Source organism: Caballeronia sp. BR00000012568055 (genome assembly GCF_029439455.1).
GTDB lineage: Bacteria > Pseudomonadota > Gammaproteobacteria > Burkholderiales > Burkholderiaceae > Caballeronia.
Genome location: NZ_JAQFVG010000199.1, coordinates 28,543 through 55,353, shown reverse-complemented (window position 1 = coordinate 55,353; position 26,811 = coordinate 28,543). Strand labels below are relative to the sequence as shown.

The 26,811-nt window shown below is 60.2% G+C and carries 24 protein-coding genes; 14 read left to right on the top strand and 10 right to left on the bottom strand.

What is annotated here, in order from left to right:
* Both P7F28_RS10090 and P7F28_RS10085 read right to left on the bottom strand, forming a co-directional pair.
* A partial coding sequence (locus tag P7F28_RS10090) for a Xaa-Pro peptidase family protein (protein WP_277184353.1) occupies window positions 1-810 on the bottom strand: 810 nt, incomplete at its 3' end.
* A 30-nt stretch (window positions 811-840) separates the two neighbouring features.
* Window positions 841-1,971 (bottom strand): hybrid-cluster NAD(P)-dependent oxidoreductase, encoded by a 1,131-nt coding sequence (locus P7F28_RS10085; protein WP_277184352.1) that lies wholly within the window; start codon window positions 1,969-1,971, stop codon window positions 841-843.
* Between the two features lie 219 nt (window positions 1,972-2,190).
* Between P7F28_RS10085 and P7F28_RS10080 the strand changes: the two genes are divergently transcribed.
* From P7F28_RS10080 to P7F28_RS10065, 4 genes are all read left to right on the top strand, one after another.
* On the top strand, window positions 2,191-2,916 hold the full coding sequence (locus P7F28_RS10080) for a GntR family transcriptional regulator (protein ID WP_277184351.1): 726 nt from the start codon (window positions 2,191-2,193) through the stop codon (window positions 2,914-2,916).
* Between the two features lie 14 nt (window positions 2,917-2,930).
* The gene (locus P7F28_RS10075) at window positions 2,931-3,824 is read left to right on the top strand and encodes a dihydrodipicolinate synthase family protein (RefSeq protein ID WP_277184350.1); all 894 of its coding nucleotides are present in this window, start codon (window positions 2,931-2,933) and stop codon (window positions 3,822-3,824) included.
* 61 nt (window positions 3,825-3,885) lie between these two features.
* Window positions 3,886-5,157 carry an FAD-binding oxidoreductase gene (locus tag P7F28_RS10070; protein WP_277184349.1) on the top strand — a complete coding sequence of 424 codons (1,272 nt, stop codon included), beginning with the start codon at window positions 3,886-3,888 and terminating at the stop codon, window positions 5,155-5,157.
* Window positions 5,158-5,233: 76 nt separating this feature from the next.
* Window positions 5,234-5,968 carry an SDR family oxidoreductase gene (locus tag P7F28_RS10065; RefSeq protein ID WP_277184347.1) on the top strand — a complete coding sequence of 245 codons (735 nt, stop codon included), beginning with the start codon at window positions 5,234-5,236 and terminating at the stop codon, window positions 5,966-5,968.
* Window positions 5,969-5,978: 10 nt separating this feature from the next.
* On the opposite strand, the gene P7F28_RS10060 is transcribed toward P7F28_RS10065, so the two are convergent.
* Together P7F28_RS10060 and P7F28_RS10055 are read right to left on the bottom strand one after the other, a co-directional pair.
* A complete protein-coding gene (locus tag P7F28_RS10060; protein ID WP_277184346.1) occupies window positions 5,979-7,217 on the bottom strand; it encodes an MFS transporter in 1,239 nt (412 codons plus the stop codon).
* 285 nt (window positions 7,218-7,502) lie between these two features.
* Window positions 7,503-8,798, bottom strand: a complete 1,296-nt coding sequence (locus P7F28_RS10055) for a sugar efflux transporter (protein ID WP_277184345.1) — start codon at window positions 8,796-8,798, stop codon at window positions 7,503-7,505.
* Between the two features lie 118 nt (window positions 8,799-8,916).
* Here P7F28_RS10055 and P7F28_RS10050 point away from each other — a divergent pair, with 118 nt between their 5' ends.
* A complete protein-coding gene (locus tag P7F28_RS10050) occupies window positions 8,917-9,558 on the top strand; it encodes a glutathione S-transferase family protein (protein ID WP_277184344.1) in 642 nt (213 codons plus the stop codon).
* A 2-nt stretch (window positions 9,559-9,560) separates the two neighbouring features.
* Here the strand turns inward: P7F28_RS10050 and P7F28_RS10045 are convergent, their stop codons facing one another.
* Genes P7F28_RS10045 through P7F28_RS10035 form a run of 3 tightly spaced genes read right to left on the bottom strand, consistent with a single transcriptional unit; the run spans window position 9,561 to window position 13,760 of the window.
* Entirely contained in the window at window positions 9,561-11,027 is a 1,467-nt protein-coding gene (locus P7F28_RS10045) for an efflux transporter outer membrane subunit (protein WP_277184343.1), read from the bottom strand.
* Between the two features lie 32 nt (window positions 11,028-11,059).
* Window positions 11,060-12,640, bottom strand: a complete 1,581-nt coding sequence (locus tag P7F28_RS10040) for an MDR family MFS transporter (protein WP_277184342.1) — start codon at window positions 12,638-12,640, stop codon at window positions 11,060-11,062.
* Entirely contained in the window at window positions 12,633-13,760 is a 1,128-nt protein-coding gene (locus tag P7F28_RS10035; protein WP_277184341.1) for an HlyD family secretion protein, read from the bottom strand. Before P7F28_RS10035 ends, P7F28_RS10040 begins: the two co-directional genes overlap by 8 nt.
* Window positions 13,761-13,961: 201 nt before the next feature.
* Between P7F28_RS10035 and P7F28_RS10030 the strand changes: the two genes are divergently transcribed.
* Together P7F28_RS10030 and P7F28_RS10025 are read left to right on the top strand one after the other, a co-directional pair.
* Window positions 13,962-14,627, top strand: a complete 666-nt coding sequence (locus tag P7F28_RS10030) for a TetR/AcrR family transcriptional regulator (RefSeq protein ID WP_277184340.1) — start codon at window positions 13,962-13,964, stop codon at window positions 14,625-14,627.
* A 117-nt stretch (window positions 14,628-14,744) separates the two neighbouring features.
* Window positions 14,745-15,941, top strand: a complete 1,197-nt coding sequence (locus P7F28_RS10025) for a diguanylate cyclase (protein ID WP_277184339.1) — start codon at window positions 14,745-14,747, stop codon at window positions 15,939-15,941.
* A 26-nt stretch (window positions 15,942-15,967) separates the two neighbouring features.
* Here the strand turns inward: P7F28_RS10025 and P7F28_RS10020 are convergent, their stop codons facing one another.
* Entirely contained in the window at window positions 15,968-17,875 is a 1,908-nt protein-coding gene (locus P7F28_RS10020) for an AAA family ATPase (RefSeq protein WP_277184338.1), read from the bottom strand.
* Window positions 17,876-18,864: 989 nt separating this feature from the next.
* Between P7F28_RS10020 and P7F28_RS10015 the strand changes: the two genes are divergently transcribed.
* A complete protein-coding gene (locus tag P7F28_RS10015; protein WP_277184337.1) occupies window positions 18,865-19,140 on the top strand; it encodes a hypothetical protein in 276 nt (91 codons plus the stop codon).
* Window positions 19,141-19,156: 16 nt separating this feature from the next.
* Here P7F28_RS10015 and P7F28_RS10010 read toward each other — a convergent pair whose 3' ends face one another.
* Window positions 19,157-19,516: an NUDIX hydrolase gene (locus P7F28_RS10010; protein WP_277184336.1), complete on the bottom strand. Its 360-nt coding sequence runs from the start codon at window positions 19,514-19,516 to the stop codon at window positions 19,157-19,159.
* 218 nt (window positions 19,517-19,734) lie between these two features.
* Here P7F28_RS10010 and P7F28_RS10005 point away from each other — a divergent pair, with 218 nt between their 5' ends.
* The 3 genes from P7F28_RS10005 (at window position 19,735) to P7F28_RS09995 (ending at window position 22,970) form a co-directional block, all read left to right on the top strand.
* Window positions 19,735-20,538, top strand: coding sequence for a CHAD domain-containing protein (locus tag P7F28_RS10005; protein WP_277184335.1), 804 nt, complete (start codon window positions 19,735-19,737; stop codon window positions 20,536-20,538).
* A gap of 127 nt (window positions 20,539-20,665) precedes the next feature.
* The gene (locus P7F28_RS10000) at window positions 20,666-21,607 is read left to right on the top strand and encodes a TauD/TfdA dioxygenase family protein (protein ID WP_370467286.1); all 942 of its coding nucleotides are present in this window, start codon (window positions 20,666-20,668) and stop codon (window positions 21,605-21,607) included.
* 7 nt (window positions 21,608-21,614) lie between these two features.
* Window positions 21,615-22,970: an LLM class flavin-dependent oxidoreductase gene (locus P7F28_RS09995; protein ID WP_277184333.1), complete on the top strand. Its 1,356-nt coding sequence runs from the start codon at window positions 21,615-21,617 to the stop codon at window positions 22,968-22,970.
* Here P7F28_RS09995 and P7F28_RS09990 read toward each other — a convergent pair.
* The gene (locus P7F28_RS09990; protein WP_277184332.1) at window positions 22,943-24,052 is read right to left on the bottom strand and encodes an alkene reductase; all 1,110 of its coding nucleotides are present in this window, start codon (window positions 24,050-24,052) and stop codon (window positions 22,943-22,945) included. The genes P7F28_RS09995 and P7F28_RS09990 overlap by 28 nt on opposite strands.
* A gap of 215 nt (window positions 24,053-24,267) precedes the next feature.
* Here P7F28_RS09990 and P7F28_RS09985 point away from each other — a divergent pair, with 215 nt between their 5' ends.
* The 3 genes from P7F28_RS09985 to P7F28_RS09975 all read left to right on the top strand — a co-directional run bounded on the left by P7F28_RS09985 (window position 24,268) and on the right by P7F28_RS09975 (window position 26,798).
* The gene (locus P7F28_RS09985; protein ID WP_277184356.1) at window positions 24,268-25,158 is read left to right on the top strand and encodes a LysR family transcriptional regulator; all 891 of its coding nucleotides are present in this window, start codon (window positions 24,268-24,270) and stop codon (window positions 25,156-25,158) included.
* Between the two features lie 112 nt (window positions 25,159-25,270).
* A complete protein-coding gene (locus P7F28_RS09980; RefSeq protein WP_277184331.1) occupies window positions 25,271-26,293 on the top strand; it encodes an alpha/beta fold hydrolase in 1,023 nt (340 codons plus the stop codon).
* Between the two features lie 184 nt (window positions 26,294-26,477).
* A complete protein-coding gene (locus P7F28_RS09975; RefSeq protein WP_277184330.1) occupies window positions 26,478-26,798 on the top strand; it encodes a DUF4148 domain-containing protein in 321 nt (106 codons plus the stop codon).
* The last annotated feature ends 13 nt before the right edge of the window (window positions 26,799-26,811 follow it).

Sequence of the window (26,811 nt, the reverse complement as noted above, 5' to 3'; positions counted from 1 at the left end):
GCCTACGCGCCACGTACGCGAGATATCGGAGCAATAGCCGTTGGGTCCGACCATATCGGTGTCGAATGCGAGCAGATCGCCGTCCTGCAATACGCGCGACGAACACTCGTGCATCCACGGATTGGTGCGGTCACCCGATGCAAGCAAGCGCGTTTCGATCCACTCGCCGCCGTGCCGGATATTCTCGTAGTGCAGATTGGCCCACAGATCGTTTTCGGTGATGCCGGGACGCAGTTCACGCCGCATCCGTTCGATGCCTTTTTCCGCCGTGCGCAGCGATTCGCCCATCAAAACAAGCTCGCCCGGTGATTTGATGAGGCGCGCGGTTTCCATCAGCGCTTGTCCATCGAGTAGCGTGATGCCTTGCTTTTCGAGGTAAGCCGTGCCGAACGGATCGAGCCGATCGACGGCAAGCACGCTGTTTTCCGGCGCGTGCTGACGGAATACATCGACAATTTCAGCGCCCCATTCTTTCGCGCGGTGCTCGGCTTCGTGCCCCGCGTTGAAGAAGGTCCAGCTTTTTGCGCCGCGCAGTTCGACGTTCAGATCCAGCCCGTCCCACACATGCTCGCTGCTATGAAACTCCCATGCGACGATACGGCCATCCGCGAAGACCATGATGTATCGCGCGGGATTGCGGCCCGCCCAGACCTGCATGTTGGACGTGTCCGTTGCATAGCGAATATTCACCGGATCGTAAAGCAGAATGGCAGGGCAATCGTGCTTGCGCAATTGATCCTGCACGCGCCTGAGCCGATACGGCCGCACTTCGCGCAGCACGCTTGCTTTATCGCTCGGTTGAATCGACATGTTTCGGACTCCGTTGATTAATTAATATGATCAGAGTTCCAGCGTCAGGTCGGAAGTCGGACGGCTGCAACACAGCAGACGAAAACCTTTGAGCACTTCACGTTCGCGGATCCCGCCGTTGTGTTTCATATCGACGGAACCTTCCAGCACTTTTGTTTTGCACGTGCCGCATACGCCTTGACTGCATGAAGACGGAATGGGTACGCCGGCTTTTCTGGCGGCGGAAAGCACGGTTTCGGACGCATTCATCGTGAAGCTTTTCGATGAGCGCGACAGCTTGACCGTGAAGGTCTCCTTTGTCGCTGTTTGCGGTTCAGGTCGCGGTTCAGGGGCAACATCTGCGGTGATATCGAAGCTTTCCTGGTGGTAGCGCGCGGGATCATGGCCACCTTCGTGCAGCAGCGCGCGCACGGCGCTCATATAGCCCGCCGGACCACAAGTAAATACTTCGCGATCCAAATAATCCGGCGCAAAGTCAGCGAGCAGTTGAAGACTGAGCCTGCCGATGGGGCCGTTCCAATCGGCTTCATCGCCCAACCCTTCGCAAACGAAGAAGGTGCGCAGGCGCGGCGACAATGCCGCCAGGCGCTCAAGTTCCTTGCGAAAGACGATATCCGCAGGCGTGCGCGCGCTGTGCACGAAGATCACGTCACGATTTAGTCCGAGATCGATGCTCGCACGCGTCATCGACATCAACGGCGTCACGCCCGAACCTGCCGACAGATATAACGCTTTATCCGATGCCGCCGCCGTCGATGTGAACGTGCCCGACGGGCCATATGCGCGCAGCAAACTTCCGGGCTGCATACTGTCGTGCAGCCAGTTCGACATGATGCCGCCCGGCACGCGCTTGACTGTAATCGAAAGCAGATACGGTCGCGTCGGTGGCGAAGAGATCGTGTAGCAGCGCTCGACCGACTGCCCGTTCACTTGCGCCGATACCGTCATGAACTGGCCCGGCTCGAAGCGCACCGGCGCGCCATCGCCGACGCGAAACTCGAAGGTTTTGACATCGTGCGTCTCGTCGATCACGCGGCAGCATGTCAGCGTTTGCTGCTCGCCGCTAGCCCATTGGCGCGCGCCGTTTTCCCACATCGCGGCGCTGGAAAAGCGGGCTTCCGGATCTTGAGCCGCATCGAAAATTCTTTGGACCGAGTTCATAGCGATGAGTCTGTTGAAACGCGTTCAGTGGATGTGCGCCGAGTATTGAAGGACGGAAAATCCGCGTCAATGCGCTTTAATTTCGCTGCGACATTACATTAGGTTATGCGTGCGTTGCGCCAGAAAAGTCCGTCATATCAGTGACTTCCCGCATAAGACACATTGAAGTCTGGACGAATACAATTTGTAGACACAAGATTTGGCCAACAGGAGAAGGGCATGAAATCGAGCGTCGCAGAGATCGATCGGGACGATGCGCAAGCGCCATCGCAAGACCGCAAGGCGGCGCTTGCCGAGGCGTTGAAACATCGCATTTTGAGCATGGAACTCGCGCCCGGATCGTCGCTGGATGAAGTGGCGCTTGCCGAGGAATTCGGCCTGTCGCGGCCGCCGGTGCGCGAGTTGATGCGGCATATGGCGGCGGAAGGGTATATCGAGTTGGAAGCGAATCGCGCGGCACGTGTGGCCTCCATGAACTTCGATTCGCTGCGCAATTATTTTCTCGCCGCGCCTTTGATTTACGTGGCAACCACGAAGCTCGCGGCATCGAACGCGACGCAGGCGGAAATCGATCAATTGAAGCGCATTCAGGAACGCTTTCGCGCCGCCGTGGAAGGCAGCGACGTGGATAAACGCGTGCTGGCCAACGATCAGTTCCACTATGCAATCGGCAAGATGGCGCATAACCCGTATCTGTTGCCGAGCTTGTCGCGCTTGCTGATCGATCACGCGCGGCTTGGCAAGACGTTCTATCAGCCGCGCGACGAACGCATGGACGAAGAGCTAGCGGAGGCCATGCAGCAACACGAAGACATCATCGAAGCGATTCAACGTCGCGATGCCGATGCAGCTGGAGAAATAGTGCGCGCGCATGTGTATCTCGCGCGGCGGAATATGGCGTCTTATGTTGCGCCGGACGGCGTGGCCGTGCCGATCGAATTCTAAACGAGGCTTGAAAAATGAAGGATTTTGCGTTCACAGGCATCAATCTGGCGATTAGTACTCCGTTTAAAAACGCCGGAACGCCGGATCACGCGCGACTCGAACAGTTGATCGAAAAGTACCTTGCCGCAGGTATTCGCGGCTTCGTGCTCAGTTCGGGCACGGGTATGCACGTGTATCTGTCGCAGCAAGAGTCGAAAGATCTGATTGCGTTCGGCACGAAGGTGATTGACGGGCGCGCGAAGATTATCGCGCAGACATCGGCGTTGCTGGTCGATGATGTCGTGGAGCGTACGCGTCATGCGGCCGATTGCGGCGCGGACGGCGTGATGGTGCTGCCGCCCTTCTTCGAAGGCCCGACCGATGACGATGGCGTGTTCGATTTCTACGCCGACGTGGCGCGCGGCGGGCTGCCGATCATCGGCTATAACGTGCCGCAGGCCGTCGGTGTGGAGATCACACCTGCTTTGCTGCGGCGTCTGAACGAGATTCCCGAGTTCCTCGCGGTCAAGGACAGCAGCGGCGATCTGGCCAAGCAGGCCGCACTCATTCGCACCGGCCTGCCGATGATGAACGGTGCCGATGCGCTCGTGCCTTACGCGCTGTACGCGGGCGTCAAGGGCCTGATCTGGGGCGGCGCGAACTTCGCACCGAAAACGTGTTTGCAATTCGCGAGCGCTGCGCAGGAGCATCGCTGGGACGAGGCGCGGGAAATCTGGCGTCTGCTCGAACCGGCCATGTCGCTGATCTGGGAAGGCGATTACGTGCAGTCTGTGTATGCAGCGGCGGAGATGACGGGCTATGGTGCGGGCAATCCGCGTCGTCCGCTGGCTCGTTTAGCGGAGAAAAAGATCGATGCGTTGCGTAGCGCGCTCGGTGAGTTGATCGAGCGTGAAAAGATGATTGGTTAAACTAACTATGTTAATCGCCAGCAAGTTTCCGCAAACACTCGGCCGATCCGGATGGGTCGCGATGATGCCGCGCCGCACGCCGCATCCGTCGCTCGATCAAACGGTGAGTGCCGATATCGCAATTATCGGCGGCGGCTTTGCGGGGCTGTCCGCCGCGCGCCGTCTGTCGCAACTCGATCCGGCATTGCGCGTGGTGATTCTCGAAGCCGGTGAAATTGCCGATGGCGCAACGGGGCGCAATTCGGGCTTCGTGATCGACTTGCCACATGAGGTATCGTCCGAAGACTACAGCGGTTCCGGTAACGACGCGCGCAAGCACGATATCGCCGTGCATCGCATGGCGATTGCGCTGGCGCGGGACGTCGCGAATGAAAACGGCTGGGGCAAGGATATTTTCGATCCGTGCGGCAAGTACAACATTGCGATGGGTCCGCAGGGCGACAAGCACGTCGCTTCCTACGCAAAGCAACTCGACAAAGTGCACGAGCCGTACACCTTGCTCGATGCAAAGCAGATCGCCGCCGTCACTGGCACGCCTTCGTTCACATCGGCCATTTATACGCCGGGGACGGTCATCATCCAGCCTGCTGCATACGTTCGAGGATTAGCCGATTCGTTTCGAGCGCCTGTCACGCTCTACGAAAACACGCCGGCGGTATCGATCGAACGGCAAGGCTCGTCTTGGCAAATCAGGACGCCGAAGGGAATTGTCAACGCGGAAAAAATCATTCTCGCCAACAACGGACAAGCGCAGAATTTCGGCCTGTTTCGCGGACAGCTTTTGCATGTCTACACGTACGCGTCCATGACCGAAACATTCGATCCGAAGCGGCTCGGCGGTGAGCGTTCATGGGGCGCGACGCCCGCGTTTCCAATGGGCACCACAGTACGCCGCGTGCAAGGCAAAGAAGGCGATCGCGTGCTGATTCGCTCGCGCTATACCTACAATCCGCGCATGCAGGTCAGCGAAGGCGCGATCGCGCGTGCGGGCCGCGTGCACGATCGCAAGTTCGATGCGCGTTTTCCGACGCTCAAAGGCATCGCCATGCAGTATCGCTGGGCGGGCGCGATGGCACTCACATGGAATGGCGTGCCCGCGTTCGGCGAGATCGAGCCGGGCATGTTTGCGGCGATCGCGTGCAACGGCGTGGGCGCGACAAAAGCCACTGCATCGGGCATGGCGGCCGCCGAAGCAGCGATGGGTCTCGATTCGTGGCTCGTGCAGGTCTTTCGCAGTTTCGACGCGCCGAAGCCGCTGCCGCCGCAGCCGTTTCTGACTATCGGCGCGAAGGCGAATCTGAGCATGAAAGAATGGTCGGCGGGTATCGAATAAAGCGGTGTCGGCAATAAGTTCGGATCGGCGACATAATCCCTGAAGCACGCCTTCCACGTTCTTCAAGGAGAGACACATGGCAAGCACGGCAGCGCGTATCGCACTCGTCACGGGCGCGAATAAGGGAATCGGATTCGAAACCGCGCGGCAACTCGCGCAGGCAGGCGTTTTTGCGCTGATCGGCGCGAGAAATGCGGAGCGTGGGCAAGCCGCAGTGGATCAGTTGAAAGCGCAAGGACTCGATGCCGCGTTCGTGCAGGTCGATATCGTGAACGCGGAGAGTATTGCCGCTGCCGCCGCGAGCATCGACAAGCAATTCGGCAAGCTGGATATCTTGATCAACAACGCAGGTGCTGTCGATGAAAACGACGGTCCGCCAAGCACCGCTTCTGTCGATGCCGCGCGCCGCATCTTCGAAACAAATTTCTTCGGCACCCTAAGCGTTACGCAAGCGATGCTGCCGTTGCTGCGAAAGTCTGCTGCGGGGCGCATCGTCAACGTATCGAGCACGCTTGGCTCGTTAGCCATGAATGGCGACGCGTCCTCGGCGTACTACGAAGTGCGGCTGATCGGCTACAACGCATCGAAGGCCGCGCTGAATATGCTGACCGTGCAGCTTGCGCAGGAATTGCGCGACACGCCCATTCTCGTCAACGCCATTTGTCCCGGCTATGTCGATACCGACCTGAGCGGGCACAAAGGCTATCTGTCGCCCGCGGAAGCCGCGCGCACGCCGGTGAGACTCGCGCTGTTGAAAGACGGCGAACTCACCGGCCATTTCGTCGATGCCAACGGCGAAGTGCCGTGGTAATCGAAATTACTTAGTCTAACGAAGGTTCGCAATTCGGGTCCGCTGCGCGGCGCACAGCGGGCTTTTCGAGCGATGCCACGCGTTGCAGCGTGATCAGCCCGAGCACGGCGAGACCCGCGCCCATCACGAAGTCGGCATCCACGCCCGCGCGATCGACGATCACGCCGCCCGCCGCCGAACCCGCCGCAATCGCCACCTGAATGATGCCGACGAACATGGCCGATCCGGCTTCCGGATAATCGGCCATGCCGCGCTGAATCCACACGCTGAAGCACAGCGGCATCGCGCCGAATGCGACGCCCCACACCAGCATCCCCGCCGTTTCCCCGATGCGCGAGTGGCGGAACAGCAGCATCGACGAAATCGCGGCGAGCAGCAGCAGGATCATCACGGCGACCGACTTCTTCAGATGATCGGCGACGACCATCGACATCAACGCATTCGACACGAAGCCGATAAAACCGAAGCCGAGCAGCAGCAAGGTGATGGCTTGCAGCGAGAAGTCTTCCTGCAGCAGCGGCGCGATATACGTGTACGTCGAAAAATGCGCACCGAATGCGAGCGCGACCATCAGCAAACTCAGACGCGTATGAGGATTCGCGAGCAGCGCCTTGAAGTCGCCGAGGCGCAGACGCGTGGCGGACGGCAGCGACGGCACGAGGAACAGTTGCGCGACAAGCGCGACCGTCACGAGCGCAGCGGTCGCGGCGAACGACATGCGCCACGACGCGAACGACGCGATGAACGTACCGAGCGGCACGCCGATCACGGTCGCGCAGGTCACGCCCGCGAGAATGGTCGCGGTGGCTTTGGCGGCGTGTTTCGGCTGCACGAGACGCGGCGCGGCGGCGGTCGCGAGCGTCCAGAAGCCGCCGAGCGCGGCGCCGAGCATGGCGCGGCCGATCAGCACGACGGGGAAACTCGTCGCGACCGCGCAAAGCAAATTCGATGCGAGCAGCACGGCGGTCAGCAGCAGAAAGACGTATCGACGATCGAGACGTCCGGCCAGAATGATCGATGCTGGTGCAAAAATCGCGGCCAGCACGCCGGGCGTCGTCACCATCAAACCGGCGATGCCGGGACTGATGCCGAGATCCTGCGCGATCTGCGGCAACAAGCCGACCGGCAAAAACTCCGCCGTCACGAACGCGAACGCGCTGATGGCGACGGCCAGCACGGCAAGCCACTGACGTAGCGAAGCCAATTGATCGTGCGCCGGGGCGGCGCTTGCGGGGGTGTCGATATGCATATCGGTTCTTGGCTTTGAAGATGAGGCAAGTCGAGACGAAACACTCGTCCGACGCGAGAACACGTACTGTAGGAGCGTGAAAGCTGCGGAAAAAGACCCGGCAGGCAAATTGAGAATCCGGGGAGCGCGAACAATGGATAAGTATTGGTTCGGGCGTGCTAAGGCAATTGGCCTTTCTGAAAGACACTACCGCGGGTGAGGTTGGAGTGAATTTTATTTGACGTAAGGCGCCGAATAAGTTGGCATTCCTGTCAATTCGATCAAGCCAGATGCGACTGAACACGCCTATCGCGCAGCTTCCCGCCGCCCCTTCCACCACGCCCACGAACGCTGCGCGTAGGCCTTAAATGGCGGATTAACAAACAAAACAAAACTCCCGATCGTCAACACCCCACACACCAGAAACGTTCCGCGATACCCCATCGCCGCCACCAGCGCACCGGACAGCACGCCAGACGCAATCGATCCCACGCGCGATGCGTTGAAGAACAGCGCCGTCGCCGCGCCCGGACTGCGCGGCATCAGATCCTGCATATACGTCATGCCGAGACACGACGTCACCGAGACGACGAACGCGTTGAACGCTTGCATCGGAATCAGAAATTCGATGTTGGGCGATGCCGCCACCGCCACGAAGTACACCGTATGCACCACCGCGCACGCCGCCAGCCAGCGCTGTTTGTCGAGCCGCGAACCACGCGCGCCGAGCGCGAGCATCATCGGGATTTCGAGCAGCGCGCCAAGACCCAGCATGATCGATACATCGATGCGCGAGCCGTGCATGCCATGCACCACGTACAAAGGCAGCACGATCATCGTCGCGCTCGCCGCCAGTCCGATCAGCGTCAGCGCCACCGTCGAGCGCCAGATTTCCGCGCGCGAATGCTGCGGGCCTTCGTGCGGCGGCACGGTTTCATCGGTATCGGGCGCGGTGACTTCGAGCAGCGAAGCCGGTTCTCCCGCATAGTGGGCCGGCGCGCTGTGCGGGTCGCCCTTTGGGGAATCGTGCATGCGCCAGACGATCACGCCGCAGGCTGCAAAACACGCCGCCGCGAATAGGAACAGGCCATAGAAGCCCGCGGCCGCCAGCACCAGCGCGCCGACCGACGGCCCGAAGACCCATGCCATCGATAAAACCGTTCTGAGCGATGCCAGCGCGAACGAGCGCTCGGCTTCATCGTCAACAGGCAGCGCGGCGCGGGCAAACGAAAATACCAGCGACATGGCCGCGCCGCCGACTCCCAGAAACGCGATGCCGATTCCTACCAGCATCGCGTAATTGCGCACGAAGCACAGCGCCAGAAAGCCCAGCGCCGCCGCGATCAGCGTGCCCAGCAGCAATTCACGATGATGTCCTCGCTTGTCCGACCACTTGCCCGCCACGGCGCTCGCCACCACGCCGCTCGCCGCGATCAGCGTCATGAATACGCCGAGCCGCAAGGGCGTCATATCGGCCTGTTCGACGCCGAACAGCGACAGATACGGTGCCGTAAACGACAACGCGATGCCCAGCATCAGCGTGGCGGCGGAGAGAGGCAGGAAGTACGGAATGCGGGCGAGACTGATGAGGCGGGAGTTCATCGGGGCGAATATGCGTTTTAATCGTGATCCAGGCTTGAATGTTGCCTCAACAATGACACGCGTCGAAATCTGATCGGCATCAAATAATAGGCAGCACTTTAAGGAGGGACACACTTTCATGCTGAAAATTCACCATCTGGGTCATTCTCAGTCGGAACGGATCGTCTGGCTGTGCGAGGAACTGGGCGTGCCGTACGAACTCGTACACTACACGCGCGACCCTGTCACGATGTTGTCACCGCCGGAGTTGAAGGCTTTGCATCCGCTGGGCGCGGCGCCGTTGATCGAAGAAGACGGCATGTTGCTGGCCGAGTCGGCGGCCATCGTCGAATATATTTTGGCGCGATATGGCCACGGGCGCTTGCAGCACGCGCCGGATCATGCGGATTTTGCCGCCTATTTGTACTGGTTTCATTTCGCCAACGGCAATCTGCAACCGGTGATGGGACGCTCGATGATGATCGGTCGATGCGCGTTGGCAGCGGATCATCCGGTGCAAACTGCCGTGCAAGGGAGACTGGACAAAGTACTCGCGCTTATCGAAGCGCGCCTTGGGCAGAACGACTATCTCGCAGGCAGCGATTTCACCGCCGCCGACATCATGAGCGTGTTCTCGCTCACGACCATGCGGCTGTTTCAGCCGCTCGATCTCGCGCCGTATCCGCATATTCTGGCTTATTTGCAGCGGATCGGCTCGCGGCCGGGGTATCAGCGGGCGATGAGCAAAGGCGATCCTGACCTCAAGCCCATGCTCACCTGAGCTCAGCGCGACTGCGCCACTTGCGTGGCGTCGTTCGCCTGCCAGCCGAGGCCCAGCCCCTTCTGCAAGGACACGAAGTCCTTCAGCAATTCCGCACGCGCAGCGACCACGTCCTGCTGCGCGGCGAACTCGGTGCGTTGCGCATCGAGCAGATCGATCAGCGTCGATACCCCCGCGCGATATCGCTGGCGAATCAGCGTCGCCGAGCGTTCCGACGATTGCTGCACGGCTTCGAGTCGCACCACATGCTCGCGCTGATTGCCATAGCGCGACAGCGATGAATTCGCGTCCTTCAGCGCCGCGAGCACGGTCTTCTGATAGCGCGCTTCGGCTTCGTCACGCGAGGCGCGCGCTGCATCGACGCTCGACGACGTGCGGCCGAAATCGAACAGATTCCATTGCAGATACGGCACGCCGAGCCACGAGAAATTCTGCTTGCGCAGCAAATGACCGGGATCGGCGGCTGAAAAGCCGATATCGCCGAGCAAGGAGACCTTCGGAAAATAATCGGCGATATGCTCGCCGATCTGCGCATTGCTCGATGCCAGCCGTCGCTCCGCCGCGCGGATATCCGGGCGCTGTTGCAGCATCGCGGCCGGATCGCCGATTGGCACGCTTGCGGGCAGCGCAGGCAAGGGCGCGCGCTGCGCGAGTTCGGCATCGAGCGCGCCGGGTGCGCGGCCAGTGAGTACGGCGAGCTGATCGAGCGAATCGGTGATCTGCACTTGCAGCGGCACGAGCGTGGCGCGCGTCGTATCGACTTGGGTGGTCAGGCGTTCGACATCCACGTCCGCCGCCGTGCCGCGTGCGCGCCGTTGCGCCGTCAACGTGAGCATCTGCTGCTGATACTCGGCGGTCTGCTGCGCGAGCGCGAGCCGTTCCTGCTGATCGCGCAAATCGATATACGCCGATGCCACTTCCGCCGCGAGCGAGACTTGCGTGTCGGCGAGATCGGCGTGGACCGCATCCGCTTCGTCCGATGCCGCTTCGATCGCGCGCCGCGTGCCACCGAACAGATCGATTTCCCATGAGGCATCGAAACCGAGCGTGTAGAAATCGACGGGGCCGCGACCGGTATCGCCCGACGATGAGCCGAATAGCGATGTATCCGGCGAACGCATGCGCAATGCCGCCGCTGCGCCGGATACCTTCGGCAATTCGTTCGCCTGCTGGCCGCGCAGTTGCGAACGTGCCTGACGCAAGCGCGCTTGCGCCATCTTGAGGTCGGGGTTATCGGCCAGTGCGCTGTCGATCAGGCTATTGAGTTGCGGATCGTTCAGTGCGAGCCACCATGATGCGGGCGCGTGCGTGGTTGTCACGCCTTGCGCGGGCGTACGCACGAATGTACCGCTTTTTACGGACTCCGACGCGATATCCGGTGCGCCGTGATAGTCGGGGCCGACCGTGCACGCGGCGAGCGTCATCGCGATGGCGGCGAGCGGAAGCAGGCGCGTGAAGGGGAGTTGCATCGTCGAATATTTCATGTGTTCAGTGACCAGCCTCAATGACCAGCAGAAGGAGCATCGCCGGAATGCTTCGGTGTCTTGAGCAATAGCGCAAGCGGCAGACATGCGAGCAGCGCAATCGCCAGAATGTAGAACGTCTCCGAGTACGTCATGACGATAGCCTGCTGGCCGATCTGCATCGACAACTGGCCGAGCGCCTGCATATGCGCGTGCGCCATGTCGCCGCCTTGCGCATAAAAACTCGCCGCGCTCCCCGCGATACGCTCTTGCCCGAGCACCGAATTCGCCGTCAGCGATTCGCGGATCGCTTCGCTATGAAAGTCGTTGCGCCGGTCGATCACCGTGCCGATGATCGCAAGCCCGACCGAGCCGCCGAGATTGCGCGCCATGTTGTAGAGGCCAGCCGCATCGCCGGATTCTTCGCGCGAGACGGCTGCCATCGAGGCCTGATTGAGCGGCATCATCGCGAGCATCTGGCCGAAGCCGCGCAGAATTTGCGAGCCGAAGAAGTCGTGTCCGACACTTTGTGCGGTGAGCGAAATATCGAGCAGACAGCTTCCCGCGAAAAACAGCAGACCGCTGATGACCAATATCCGAAAGTCCACTTTGCCGAGCAGACGCGGCAGAATCGGCATGATGAGAAACGCGGGGACGCCGGAGACGAGCATGATCGAACCGGACTGAAACGCGTTATAGCCCGCAACGATGCTCAAGAACTGCGGCAGCAAAAACGACACGCAATACAAGCCCGCGCCGACCGCGAACACGATCAGAATTACGCTCGCGTAACGCGGATTGCGCAGCAGCGAGAGACGCACGATCGGCTTCGCCGAAAACATCTGCGAGATCGCGATCAGCAACATGCCGAACGCGGTCACGCAACTCAGCGTGACGATTTCCGTCGATTCGAACCATTGATTGCGCTGGCCTTCTTCGAGCACCACCGTCAGCGAACTGAGGCCGATCGCCAGCCCGAGAATGCCGACCCAGTCCGCCTTGAAAAACGCTTCCCAATGCGTCTCATCCGATTTCAAGCCCGCGATCAGGAGCGCCACCAGCGCAATGCCGACGGGAATGTTCACGTAAAAGCACCACGACCACGAGATATTTTCCGCGAGCCAGCCGCCGAGCACGGGACCGAGCAGCGGCCCGAGCAGCACGATCAGGCCGAAGATGGTCATGCCGACCGGCATCTGTTCGCGCGGTAATCGCGTGCGGATAATGGTCTGCGCGGTCGGGATCATCGCGCCGCCGGTGAAACCCTGGCCGATGCGGCCTGCGACCATCATCGGCAGGGACGTGGAGAGGCCGCACATCACCGAGAACAGCGTGAACAGCACCGCATTGCCGAGCAGGAAATTGCGCAGGCCGAACACGCGCGTGAGCCACGCGGCGAGCGGAATCATCACGATCTCCGACATCAAATAGCCGGTGGAAATCCACGTGCCCTCCGTGCCGGTCGCGCCGATTTCGCCCTGAATCTGCGGCAGCGCGGAGTTGGTGATCGAAATGTCGAGCGTGGCCATCAGCGCGCCCAACGCGCCCGCCGTGACCGCGATCCAATCCGTGGCGCTCGCGCGGGCGTGCGGCTGCGCCTGCGCTTGGCCATTACTCATGGCGATTCTCAGCGTCGATACGGCGGCTATCGTCGCTGGCAGATTTCGTATCGACTTCGACCGTCACGGAAAGACCCGGCAGCAGCACTTTGCGCGTTTCCGGACCGGTATCGACACGAATGCGCACCGGCACGCGTTGCACGATCTTCGTGAAGTTGCCGGTGGCGTTTTCCGGCGGCAAGAGCGCGAACTGCGCGCCGGTGCCGGGCGAGAAACTCTCGACGACGCCGTGCAAATCAGTGCCTTTGAGCGCATCGACATGCAGCGTCGCAGGTTGGCCGATCCGCATGCGGCCCACTTGCGTTTCCTTGAAGTTCGCTTCGAGATACACCGATGTCACCGGCACCACGGTCATCAACCGCGTGCCCGGTTGCACGTACTGACCGACGCGCACCGAGCGATCGCCGACGCGCCCCGCGAGCGGGCTATACAAGGTGGTGTCGTTGAGATCGAGCTTGGACTGATTCAATTGCGCCTGCGCCGCTTCAAGCTGCGCGCGCGCCTGCGCAATCGTCGCTTCGGTCGCGCCGATCTGCGTCTGCGCCGACTTCACCGCTGCGAGATTGGCGGCGAGCGTGGCCTTGGCCTGATCGCGCGTGGAGATAAGGCTCGACAAGCGCTCCTCCGTTTCCGCGCCCGTCGCCACCAGCGGACGATAACGCCGCACATCGTCTTCCGCGTGCGCGAGGCTCACGCGCGAGACTTCGGCCTGCGCTTTCGTCTGTTCTGCATTGGCGTGTTGCTGATACAGATCGGCTTCGGCGCGTTGAATATCGGCGGCGCGCGCATCGAGCGTGGCCTTGGCCTGATCGAGCGATGCCTGATATTGACGCGTATCGAGCCGTGCCAGCGGTGCGCCCGCCGCGACCGCCTGATTGTCGCCGACCAGCACTTCGGTGATATAGCCGCTCACTTTCGGCGCGATGGTCACGCTGTCGGCTTTCAAATAGGCATCGTCGGTACTTTCGATAAAGCGCCCGACGCTCCACCAGCGCGCGCCCCACACGATCCCCGCCACCACCGCGACAATGCCGATCACGATCAACACGCGTTTGCGCGACGTTTTGCTGGACGCGGCTTCACCCGCGTTACCGCCCGAGGGCGGTGCTGTAACTGCCATGATTTCTCCGACTCGATGCGCCACCGTCTTCATGCGGTAGCCTTTGATATGTGACGGCGTAGTAACGCGTTCCATTCCCCGGTTGCCCGGTTGCGTTACTTCCCCACGCGCGCCAAACTAGACGATGCCGTCTAGTATGCACGAATCTAGACGCATGCGTCTAGTTTGTCCCCAAAGCAATTACAGCAGGAACAACAGCAAATGAATAAGCCCCGCGACGACAGCGGCGAGACTTCGCGTACCGAAGAACGTCCGAGCACCGCGCGCTCGCCCTTGCAGGCACGCGGTCGCGCGCGTATTGAAGCCGTGCTGGATGCAACGGCTGAACTTATCGTCGAAAAGGGATTGGAAGGCGTGACCATGCACGGTGTTGCGCGGCGTGCACAAACGCCGATCGGCTCGATGTATCACTTCTTTCCGGATCGCGACAGCTTGCTTGCGGCGTTGTGGGATCGCCACATTGCGGCGCTCGAAGAACTGGAAGATGAACTCAGTCAGATCGATAACGACACGTGGCGCGCGCTGACGGCCGAGGCGGTGATCGATCGCTTTATGACGCCGCATATCGATTACTTCGAGCGCAATCCCGATTGCCTGATGCTGATGCCGTCCATGCGCCACGACGAGGACAAAAAGAAGCACAAGCACAGCACGCTGCGCCGCGTCATCGATACGCGCATGCCGGATATCAAGCCTTCCGAACGCGAGCTTTACGTCGATATGATTCACGCGCTGGCAAGCGGCGCACTGACCGTCAAACTCCGTTCCGCCATGGGCGATGTGCAACTGGCGAAGCGTTATTTGCGCGAAGTGCGGCGCGCGCTGGCGGCGTATCTTGCGGCGGTCGAGGCGGCGGTTGCGAGGTAAATCGCTCGAAAAGGCACGCTGATTGCGCGGGTGTTCGGAAGATTCAAGAATCCGGACAACTGACCGTTAACCAGTCATGTCTGACTGTCTCCGGCCAGCGAAAGGCCCAGCGAGCACATGCGTGTCGATCTCCTTACGTTATATTTGCTGGCTGTCGGAACGCTCATCGCCAGTTGTGCGCTGACGCTCTGGGAGCAGCGCAGTTATCAGCGGCGCAGGAAAGAACTGAGCGTTCTGGCTGCGGGTTACGCGGTGCTTGCGGCTGGCTGCGCGGCGGCGTTGGTGCGTCACAATTTGCCGGGCGCGCTGGGATCGGCGCTGAGCAATCTCGTGATCGTGTCGGGCTATTTGCTCAATATGCAGGGCGTCGCGCTGTTGAACGGGCGGCGTTATCGACGACTTCCTATTGGCGTGCTCGTGCTGCTTGCGCTCGCGTGGGTGATTGCGGGCAAGCGCTGGGAAGAAGTGATGTGGGCGTATCTGAGCGCGATTCCCATCGCCGTCGTATGCGGATTGACCGCGCGTGAACTGATGCGCATGAGCGGAGCCGTGGGCAGACAGGCGCGCAATATCGCTATCTTTATAGCGGGCGGCCATGCGCTGTTCTATGCGTTTCGCGCGGTGATTTTGCCTTGGATGGCGGCATCGTTTGGACCGGGCGCGCTGGCGATTGCCGGCAAGTTCACCATGTACGAAGGCGTGCTCTATTCCGTCATCTTGCCGATGACGCTGCTCAAATTCGTCCGCGATGAAGCGCATGCCGATCTGCTGCGCGAATCGCAGACGGATTATCTAACCGGACTCGGCAATCGCCGATGGTTCTTCTCCGAAGCCGAACACGCGATGCGCGCAGCCGATGCCGCGCATCCGCTGGCCTGTCTCGCGCTCGACCTCGACAACTTCAAAGCGATCAACGACCGCTTCGGCCACGAAGCAGGCGACGAAGTGCTCAAGTCTTTCGCGAAAGTCGCCCGCGATGTGCTCGGTGAGCACGCCATTTTTGCGCGCATGGGCGGGGAAGAATTCGTCGCGCTGTTGCCGTCGCATGATGGGCGGCGCGCGAGAGAGGCGGGGGAAAGCGTGATCCGGCGTTTTGCGCAGACCGTATCGCACGAAGCGGACGGCGTGCAGATCAGGGTGACGGTGAGTATCGGTATGGCGCTATCTGGAAAGGATGCGGACACGCTTGCCGGGTTGCTCGCCGCCGGTGACCGTGCGCTGTATAGCGCGAAGTCGCTCGGCGGGAATCGGCTCGAATCGGCTTATTCCGCTGCGAATCGAAAGGATGCGAAGTTCGAACGCAGCGTCGGCTGATTGTGGTGCTTTCGGGCGTCTGAGGATTAAGCCGCAAGCACTTCGTTGACGGCATTCACTGCCGCAGCATGCTCACGAATCAGGCGATACACCGTCTCGCCCGGCACCGTTTCCGTTTCCAGCAGTTCATCGGCGATGGCGCGCAGCACCGGCTCGTTGGCCTTCAGCAGCGCGAAGGTGGCATCGTCCAGATCGCGCAGCAATTCGTTGGTATTTTCGATCGCGCCCTTCAATTGCAGACCCGCGTACTGCTGTGGCAGCGACGCGAGGCTGAACAGATCGCCGTCCGAATTGAAGCCGTACTTCGACACCATATCCAGCCCGATACGCGATGCTTCCTGCAAGTCCTGCGCCGCGCCACTCGATGCTTCCTTGAACATCAGCAGTTCCGCATTGCGCCCGCCGAGCAGCACCTGAATTTCATTGCGCATTTCGGTTTCGCGATACAGATGCTTGTCCTGCATCTTCGTGATGAGCGCGACGCCCAGCGCGCCACCGCGCGGCAGAATGGTCACTTCTTCGAGCACGCCGGTGCCGAGCAGCGCCGCCACGAGACCGTGCCCCGCTTCGTGAATGGCGATACGCGTGCGTTCATCGTCCGAGAGCGCGCGCTCCGCGCCGTTGATATCGCCGATACGCGCGATCTTGATCGCTTCGATGAAATGCGCCGCCGCCACTTCGCTCTTGCCGCTCTTGCGCGCAACGAGACCCGCCTGATTGACGATCATCGCCAGCGTCGCGGGTGAGAGGCCCGTGGTCAGACGCGCCATCTGATCGAAGTCGATATCGTCGCCCTTGGTTTTGAGATTCTTTGCGTAGAAACGCAGAATTCTTGCGCGGTCGTCGAGATCGGGCAGACGCACGGCAATGGTCCGATCGAAACGGCCCGGACGGCGCAGCGCTTCATCGAGATTCTCAGGATGATTCGTCGCCGCGACGATAATCACGCCTTCGTTCGACTCGAAGCCATCCATCTCCGCCAGCAGTTGATTGATGATGCGGTTGGTTTCCGCTTCGACCGGACCGCCGCCGGTATCGGTGCGCTTGCCCAGACCATCGGCTTCATCGATAAAGATAACCGTCGGCGCATTCTTGCGCGCCATCTCGAACAGATGCTTGACCTTCTGAATGCCGACGCCGTAGTACTTCGCGCTGAAATAGCTGCCCGTAATCGCGATGAAGTTCGCGCCGCATTCGCCCGCCAGCGCCTGCGCCAGACGCGTCTTGCCGACGCCGGGGCCGCCCGTCATCAGAATGCCGCACGGTGCGCGCACGCCCATGCCGGTGAATTGTTTGGGCTCGGTGAGCCACGCCTGGACATCGGCGAGGGCGGCTTTGGCTTCGCCTGCACCGATGACATCGTCGAAGCGCATGACCGGCGCTTTGGCCAGCAATTGCGCGCCGCCGCGCATCTCGCGCCGCATGAACCAGGACAGACCGCCGACCATCAGCAGCGGCAGCAGCAGACTGAACACATCGCGCAGAATGGTGAAGAGATTGGACCAGCGCGCAAGACCGGTGCGGATATGCGCGTCCGGCAGCCACACCAGTTGATAGCCCGCGCTGCCGTCCGCTTTCAATTCGCCCGCCAGCAGCGCGTTCGAAAACGCGCCGTTGTGATCGACGACATAGTATTTGTCGTCCTTGACCGTCGAAACAAGCATGGCGTCACGGCTCACACCGATCGCAGCGATATTGTGATCGCGGATATCGCGTGTCAGTTGCGACACGTCCTTCTCGCTGTGCGTCCACGGCGTCACGTCATGCCGCATCTGACTGGCTATGCCACTTAGCGCCGCGACTTGCGGGGTCGCTTGCTCGGGTTCCTGACGCAACATTGCGAAGCACACAGCTGCAATGAGGGCGAGTGCAATCGCAACGCCCGTCATGGTGCGGCCGAACTTCGACCGCAACGAATTCCATACCGTTTTCATCAAGCCATTCCTAAGGGTCCGCACGGCGGATCCCTGTGTTTATCATCGGAATAAAGGACATCCGAACGCGTCGAGTGCGCACTTAGAAAAGTGAATGGCACCGCACGCGGTTGGACGCTTCTTAAGGCGAAGCAATCAGCCTTGAACGGAAGTCCTTAAAGCACATTCGCTAAGAGAATGTGCTTTCCTCACGGCAAACCGATGAAAGAATTTCCGCATGCGGTCCGCGCCTGTTTCTAATGACGGCACACCGTTGAGCTTCTTTAACGGCGGCCTGCAGGCGGGTGATACGCGCTCGTTTTTTTAGTTGTGGGACAGCGCGACAAGGCGAGGGCAAGGATAGCACGTCATTTATTTGCGCTCCACGCGGTAAGGAATACCGGGTATCAGCTTTGGCTTGGGTTTGCTCCTTGCGTTGGCCCCTTGCGTTTGCCCCTTGCGTTGGCCCAAAAACGAAGCCCCGGCTGAGACATCCAGTCGGGGCTGCGAGTGTGTGCGCACTTCATTTAAAGCAACTTGCTATTAAGGCAAAACAACGACTTCAACGGCGACTTCGACAACGCTGCTTTCCGGTAAAGGGTTAGAGGTAAGCCGGGATGCTCAGTGACTATCTTGGTTCGCGTTTGCGGTGCGTTGTTCTGCACCACGGAAACCAGTGTAGCGAATCAGGTCGCGGTTCAATCGGTTGAACAGGCAGGGAAAAGGCGCTCTTCCCGCGCTCAACCCGAAGGGTGCTCGCGCCGTTATTGATGGCCTTTTGCGGTGCGGATTTCCTTAGCGAATATTCATGTCATTTACGTGACGCCCTGGCAATTTCTCTTGGTATTTTTTAGCGTCCATGTATTGACCTTGCTTAGGATTTATTCCCTAAGCCATTCAAATTTTCCTAGCCCATTTATTTAAGGCGAATGTGTTGGCTCGCCCACGCTCTAACAGATGCCAAGGCTTAGCGGAACTGGGATAATCCACTGTCAACGGAACCCACCTTTATGAACGCCTCTATCGCTACCGAAAACGTCGGCCTGCACTTGTCACGGCCGATCGTCGCCAACGACGAGATTCAATTCTCCGCCTTCGGCAACGGCTGGGGTTTCTGCTCGTATATTCTGCCGGCACGGCTGGCGGTCGAACGTCTGGGCGCGGCCAATGCATCGCGCCAGCAACTCAATCTCGCGTTCCAGGTGAATCGCCAGCGCATTACGCAGGCAGTGATCGAAGCCGGCATGCCCGAACCGGGCAAGCGTGTCATTCTTCTGAACGTTTAAACGCGCGCGATCTTACTCACGCCTTCTTGCCGAGAATCTTGACGATCACCTTGGTCGGCGAACTCGTCGTCAGACGGGCGATGTCTTCTACATGCACCCAGCGGCACTTGGCGATCTCATTGCTCGCGCGCGGCTTGGCGCGCTTGGAGATATCGCAAAAGAACACATGGTGATGCTTCTGCGAGCCGCGATACTGAAACAGGTATTTGGCCGACTTGCCCGAGAGTCGCGTTTCTTCCTTAAGCTCGCGCAACGCCGCATGCGATAACGCTTCGCCACGCTTGAGAATTCCACCCGGCAAAGCCCACTTCGCCCGCCTTGCAACGAGCAGAATGTGCTTGCCTCTGCGACACACCACCGTGGCTCTCTTCCTCAACTTCGCTCCGAATTTTCTTTTTGAATTAGCTTGAATCGCGCGGGCTGTCCGCGAGTTGGCAGGTAGTGTACCCAACGTGATTTTTGTTTGGGAGCACCTTCGCAGCGTTACATTTAATTTCCATAAATCCCTTGACGCGCGATGGCGCAAAACCGATTCGTGAAAGGGAATGGTAATTGCATGGATCGATGACCCGGGCACCGGAAAGGAGCGTATTCATGGACAGCCGAACCAACAGCGACGATACAGCCGAAGCCATGTTTGGCCAGCTGGCCTCACCGCTGGTCGATGAAGCGACCGCGCAAGTATCGGCGCTGAACGGAGATGTCGATCCGGAAGTGCTGCACAAACTGCGTGTGGCGCTGCGCAGGCTTCGTACGCTGTTCTGGGCGTATCGGCCGCTGCTCGATAAGGAATTTGATACGCAGCAGCGCGCGCTATGCAAGTTTCTGGCGACATCCGCAGGCAGCACGCGGGACTGGGACATTTTGCTCGAATTGCTCGACGAACTGGATGCGACGCAGGGCAGCGAGCCACTGAAAAAGCAGCGCGATTCGGCGCTGGCCACCAGCATTCAGACCATCACGAATGCAGACGTCAAACACGTGCTTTCCGACGGACTCAGGCAGGCGAAGCATCAACTCAACACGGGGCATGAACGGGTTGCAATCGAGCGGTTCGCGCAAGCGCGTGTACGTGCTGCGCAGAAGCAGTTGAAGAAGCGCATCAGGAATGCGCTCAAGGCCAAGCGTTCCGATTACGCGGCTTATCACGAGGTGCGCAAGGCGGGCAAAAAGGTGCGCTATCTGCTGGAGTTTTTTAAGCCGATGCTCGCGCGCAAGAAGGGCTTGAAGCTCAAACAGCTCAAGCGCCTCCAAAAGCATTTCGGTGCATTGAACGATGTAGTCGCCAGCCGCACGCTGCTTGCCACCCATAGCGATATTTCCTCTAAGGACGCCATGCGCGCGCTAAAGGCGGAACAGAAAAAACGCTTCAAGGCCGCACGAAAAGCTTTGCATTAAAAGCGCTAAGCGATATATCGCGCTTAGCCATATCGCTAGCGGATTTTCTTGGTTCGCGCGCGGCGGCGCGGCTTGTACATTCGCTTTCCTGTACCGATTACAGGAGACGCACGTGAACGCAGCCGTTATCGACCGTGAAGCAAGCGCAGCAGAAATCGAAGTCAGTCCGCTCTCGGCGCATATCGGCGCGGAAATCAGCGGCGTGGATCTCACGCGGCCTTTGAGCCGCTCGCAGATCGACGTCATCAAAAAAGCGCTGTTGCAATGGCGCGTGGTGTTCTTTCGCGAACAATTCTTTAGTCACGAACAGCATGTCGCCTTCTCCGCGCAATTCGGTGAGTTGACGGTCGGGCATCCGGTATTCGGACATGTGGAAGGGCATCCCGAGATTTATTCGATCTCCAAATTTCGCAAGGCGACGCGCTTCGAAGGGCAGACGTTGCAGCGTCCGTGGACCGGCTGGCATACGGATGTAACGGCTGCCGTGAATCCGCCGTATGCATCGATACTGCGCGGCGTGGACATTCCGCCCTATGGTGGCGATACGCAGTGGACCAATCTCGTCGTCGCCTACGGCAAGTTATCCGCGCCGCTGCGCGCCTTCGTCGATGGTTTGCGCGGCGTGCATCGCTTTGCGCCGCCGCAAGGCGCGAGCGGCACCGATGCCTTCGCCAAAGCCGTCGATACGCATACGCTGGTGAGCGAGCATCCGCTCGTGCGTGTGCATCCGGAAACGGGCGAGCGTGCTTTGTACGTGAGTCCGGGCTTTCTCAAACATATCGTCGGTCTTGCGCCGCGCGAGAGTCAGGTCTTGCTCGAATTGCTGTGGGAGCATGTGGTGCGGCCGGAGTTCACGGTGCGCTTCAAGTGGGAGGCGGGCAGCATCGCGTTCTGGGACAACCGGGCGACCGCGCATCTCGCACCAACGGATATCTTCGATCTGGATTTCGATCGTCAGCTTTATCGCACGACGCTGGTAGGCGATGTGCCCGTGGGTCCCGATGGCCGGAAATCGGTCGCGGTTCAGGGCACGCCTGTAGGCGCGGCGGCTGCTGTCGCGTACAACTGAGCGAGCCATGACCAAACGAAGCGGACATCTCGCGCTCGGCGCGTTTCTTTATCCGACAGGACACCATATCGCCGCGTGGCGTCACCCGCACGCCATTGCCGATGCAGGCAGCAACTTCCGTCACTACACGCAGCTTGCGCAAGCCGCCGAAGCCGCGAAATTCGACCTGCTTTTTCTCGCCGATGGCTCCGGCACGCGCGGCGACGATGCCGAGTATCTGAGCCGCACCGCGCATAGCTATGTCGCGCAATTCGAGCCGCTAACGTTGTTGTCTGCGCTGGCGGCGGTGACGGAGCATATCGGACTGGTAGGCACGGCATCGACATCGTTCAACGAGCCGTATCACATCGCGCGTAAGTTCGCGTCGCTCGATCACATCAGCGGCGGGCGCGCGGGATGGAATCTGGTGACGTCATCGAGCGAACATGAGGCGCGCAACTTCAATCTCGATGAACATTACGCACACGCGCGGCGTTACGAACGCGCGGCCGAGTTTGCCGAAGTGGTGTCGGGCCTGTGGGATTCGTGGGACGAAGACGCGTTCGTGCGCGACAAGGAATCCGGCCGTTTCTTCGATCCATCGAAACGGCATACGCTGAATCATCGTGGTGAGTTCTTCAAGGTGCGCGGTCCGTTGAACGTGGCGCGCGCGCCGCAAGGGCATCCGGTGATCGTGCAGGCGGGATCATCCGATGCAGGCCGTGCGCTCGCCGCGCGCACAGCAGAAGTGATCTTCACCGCGCAGCAAACGCTTGACGATGCCGTCGCTTTCTATGCCGATGTCAAAGGCCGCATGCGCAGTTATGGCCGTCATCCGGACGAACTGAAGATCATGCCCGGCGTCATGCCGATCGTCGGTCATACGGAATCCGAAGCAAAGGAAAAATTCGATGAGCTGCAATCGCTGATCGATCCGGTCGTGGGTCTGGCAATGGTTTCATCGCTGACCGGTGGAATCGATTTATCGCCGTATCCGCTCGACGGACCGATTCCCGAATTGCCCGAGACCAACGCGAGCAAGAGCCGTCAGACGCTGATGATCGATCTCGCGCGCCGCGAAAACCTCACGATACGCCAGCTTTATATGCGGATCGCGGGCGCGCGCGGGCATTGGCAAGTGGTCGGCACGCCCGCGCAAATCGCCGATGCGCTGGAAGAACGCTTCGTCAATTTCGGCGCGGACGGCTTCAATGTGATGCCCGCGTTGCTGCCGGATTCGCTGCATGATTTCATCGAACTGGTATTGCCGGAATTGCGGCGGCGCGGCCTGTTTCGCAGCGAATATGCGGGACGCACGCTGCGCGATAACCTCGGTTTGCACAGGCCACGTTCGCGTTATGCGGCAAGCGTCGCGGCGGCATAGAACGGATAGTCCGTATAGCCGATATCCGTGCCGCCGAAGAACGTCGCGCGATCGTACGGGTTGAGCGGCAAGTGCTTGCGCAGGCGTTCGGGCAAATCGGGATTGGCGATAAAGTGCCGCCCGAACGCAACCAGATCGGCGTCGCCCGATTGCACGATGGCTTCGGCGCTGGTGCCGTCGAAACCGCCCGCCGCGATAATCGGCCCATGAAAATGCGCACGCAGCGATTGCGCGGCAAGCGGACGTTGATCGCGCGAATCGTCCTCCACGTTACCGGCAATGCGCGGTTCGATCAGATGCAGATACGCGATGCCGAGCTTGTCGAGTTCATCGGCGACGTAGGTGAAGAGGGCTTGCGGATCGCTGTCGGACATGTCGCCCCATGAACCGCTCGGGCCCAGGCGCACCGCGACCTTGTCCGCGCCCCATACATCGATCACGGCGCGGGTAGTATCGAGTAACAAACGGGCGCGATTCGCGATCGAGCCGCCGTATTCATCGGTACGCTTGTTGCTGCCGTCCTGAAGGAACTGATCGAACAGATAGCCGTTCGCTGCATGCAGTTCGACGCCATCGAAACCCGCGTCGATACCGCGCCGCGCAGCCTCACGAAAACTCTCCACGATAGCCGCGATTTCAGGCGTTTCCAGCGCACGATTCGGCGTGTTCGGCACCCAGCCCGTTTCCGTGTAAGCGACGCCGCCATGCAGCACTTCCGACGGTCCGACCGGACGGCCGCCATCGGGCTGCAATTGCGCGTTTGATTGGCGGCCCGCGTGATAAAGCTGAAGAAACAGCTTGCCGCCGCGTGCGTGAACGGCATCCGTCACGCGCTTCCATCCGTCGATCTGGCTGTCGTCATACAGACCGGGCGCGCCGAGATAACCGTTGCCATTCGGTGCGGCGATGGTCGCTTCACCAATCAGCAACGCACCGGGCGAAGTGCGTTGCGCATAGTATTCGGCCATCAGCGGGCCGGGACGTGCGCCGTTTTCGGCACGCATGCGCGTCAGCGGCGCCATCACCACGCGATGCGCGAATTCGTATGAACCTACCTTGACGTTGGAAAAGAGCCTGGACATGTTGATTCTCCTTGATTGAGCGATGCGGAATGCGTTGCGTGACGAAACTGTAGTCGCGGCGTCGAAGGAGAAAAACAGTGTGCGGGTTGAAGCACTCGGGACAGACTTGTCCGCAATCGCGCGCACGTTTAAGCTGCGTCGATCCGACGACGAGGCTTTGAACGATGACCAAATCCGATTCAATGGCAAAGCCCGCCGCGCGCGCCAGCGGCGCGATGGATCATATGAGCGGCATGATCATCTTCACGCGCGCGGCGGAAACGCTGAGTTTTGCGGAGGCGGGCAGGCAGCTTGGCTTATCGGCATCGGCGATCGGCAAGGCGGTGGCGCGGCTCGAGGCGCGACTCGGCGTGCGGCTGTTTCATCGCAGCACGCGCAGTGTGCGTCTCACGCCCGAGGGCGAGCTGTTTCTGGCGCGTTGTCAGCGCATCATCAACGAGATCGAGGAAGCGGAATCGGAACTCGCCATTTCGCGCGAGAAGCCTGCGGGCAGATTGCGCGTGAGCATTCCGTTAGTCGGCACCTTGCTGATGCCGGTGCTGTCCGCGTTCATGCGCACGTATCCCGACGTGCAACTGGATATCGACTTCAGCGACCGCATGGTGGATGTGATCGAAGATGGTTTCGATGTCGTGCTGCGCACGGGCGAAGCCGTCGATTCGCAACTCACCATGCGCACGCTCGGTCATTACACGCACGTGATCATCGCGTCGCCTGCGTATCTGGCGCAGCGGGGCACGCCTGCCATGCCGGAAGAACTTTCATCGCACGCGTGCTTGCAACATCGGTTTCCGCGTACGGGGCGTTTGCGTCGCTGGAGCTTCGTACGCGATGGCGCGCGCTTCGAAGTCGAACTGCCATCGACGGCTATTGCCAGCGCGGTCGAACCCCTGATTGCGCTTGCCGAGCAAGCGCTTGGTTTCACGAGCGTGCCTGATTTCGCGGTCCGAACGCAACTTGCAGATGGCACGCTCGTGACAGTATTGCGCGAGTTTTGCGCGGACCACATTCCCTTTCGCGCGCTCTGGCCTTCCGGGCGCATGACGCCGCCGAAAGTGCGCGTATTTGTGGACTTTCTGCATCAACATCTGTTCCCGGATGGATAGAATTTGAATCGCAATGTATCGCTTACCAAGCCAGATACATTGCGATACGAAGCTCATCTTCGGCGCGGCTATAAATCGAGGCTCAATCAAACTTAACTTTGGAGAGCTGATCATGAATGATCCCGTCAACCATCGACGCCGCCGCATTCTGGGCACTACGCTTGCCGGGCTGAGTCTCGCTGAACTCGGCCTGAGCGGTCTTGCCCATGCGCAATCGACGTCATCGGCCTCATCAACGACTTTTAAAAACATCAAGCAGATCGATGCCGGCGTGCTCAATGTCGGCTATGCAGAAGCCGGTCCCGCGAACGGCCCCGTTGCGATGTTGCTGCACGGCTGGCCCTACGATATCCATAGCTATATCGACGTCGCGCCGATTCTTGCCGATGCCGGATATCGCGTAATCGTGCCTTATTTGCGGGGCTACGGCTCTACGCGGTTCTTATCGACGGATACGCCGCGCAACGGTCAGCAATCGGTCACCGCAGTCGATATCCTCGCGCTGATGGACGCGCTCAAGATCGATCAGGCCGTGTTCGGCGCATACGACTGGGGCGCGCGCACCGCCGATGTCATCGCCGCGTTGTATCCGGAGCGTGCGAAAGGGCTGGTGTCCGTGAGCGGCTATCTGATCGGCAGTCAGGCGGCGAACAAGAAGCCGCTGCCGCCATCGGCGGAATTGCAGTGGTGGTATCAGTACTACTTCGCCACCGAACGCGGCGCGCAGGGTTATGCGGAAAATCGCGACGCGTTCAACAAGCTGATCTGGAAACTCGCTTCCCCCAAATGGCAATTCGACGATGCCACCTACGCGCGTTCTGCTGAATCGTTTCGGAATCCGGATCATGTGGCGGTTGTGATCCACAATTATCGATGGCGTCTCGGCCTGGTGCAGGGCGAATCGAGGCTCGATGCGATCGAGGCGCGCCTCGCCACAGGGCCGTCCATCTCCGTGCCGACCATCACCATGGAAGGCGATGCGAACGGCGCGCCGCATCCCGAACCCGCTGCGTATGCGAAGAAATTCACCGGCAAGTACGCACATCGGACCATCGATGGCGGTATCGGACATAACTTGCCGCAGGAAGCGCCGAAGGCGTTCGCACAGGCGGTGATGGACGTCACGAAGCTGTAAGAGGAAAGGCGTGTCGATGCGGCACGCCTTTGTATCGCAGTGTATCTGCGGTTCATATCGACAAACTCGCTTGCATAAAAGGCCTGAAACGCAAACAAGCCAGATACATCCGGGCGGTTAAATACATACAACGCAAGGTTGATACGAAGCCTGCGCCAACCCACCCGATCATCTGGAGAACATCATGAAAGCCATCAAACTGCTCGCTGTTGCCGCACTCGTCGCTGCTCCCGTTCTGTCTTTCGCGCAATCGACCGAAGGCGTGACGCGTGCGCAAGTGCGTGCCGAACTGGTTCAACTGGAAAAGGCCGGCTACAACCCGTCGAGCGATGAAACGCAATATCCCACCAACATCCAGGCTGCGCTTGCACGCATCCATTCGAACGACAGCACGGCATATGGCGCAGTGGTGAGCGGCGCCTCGCAATCAGGCGTGCATCAGGTGGCGTCGAATTCGAATCAGAATGATGTGCCGGGACTGGGCGCGATCTACGCGCATCCGTAAGCGCGTTGTCGGA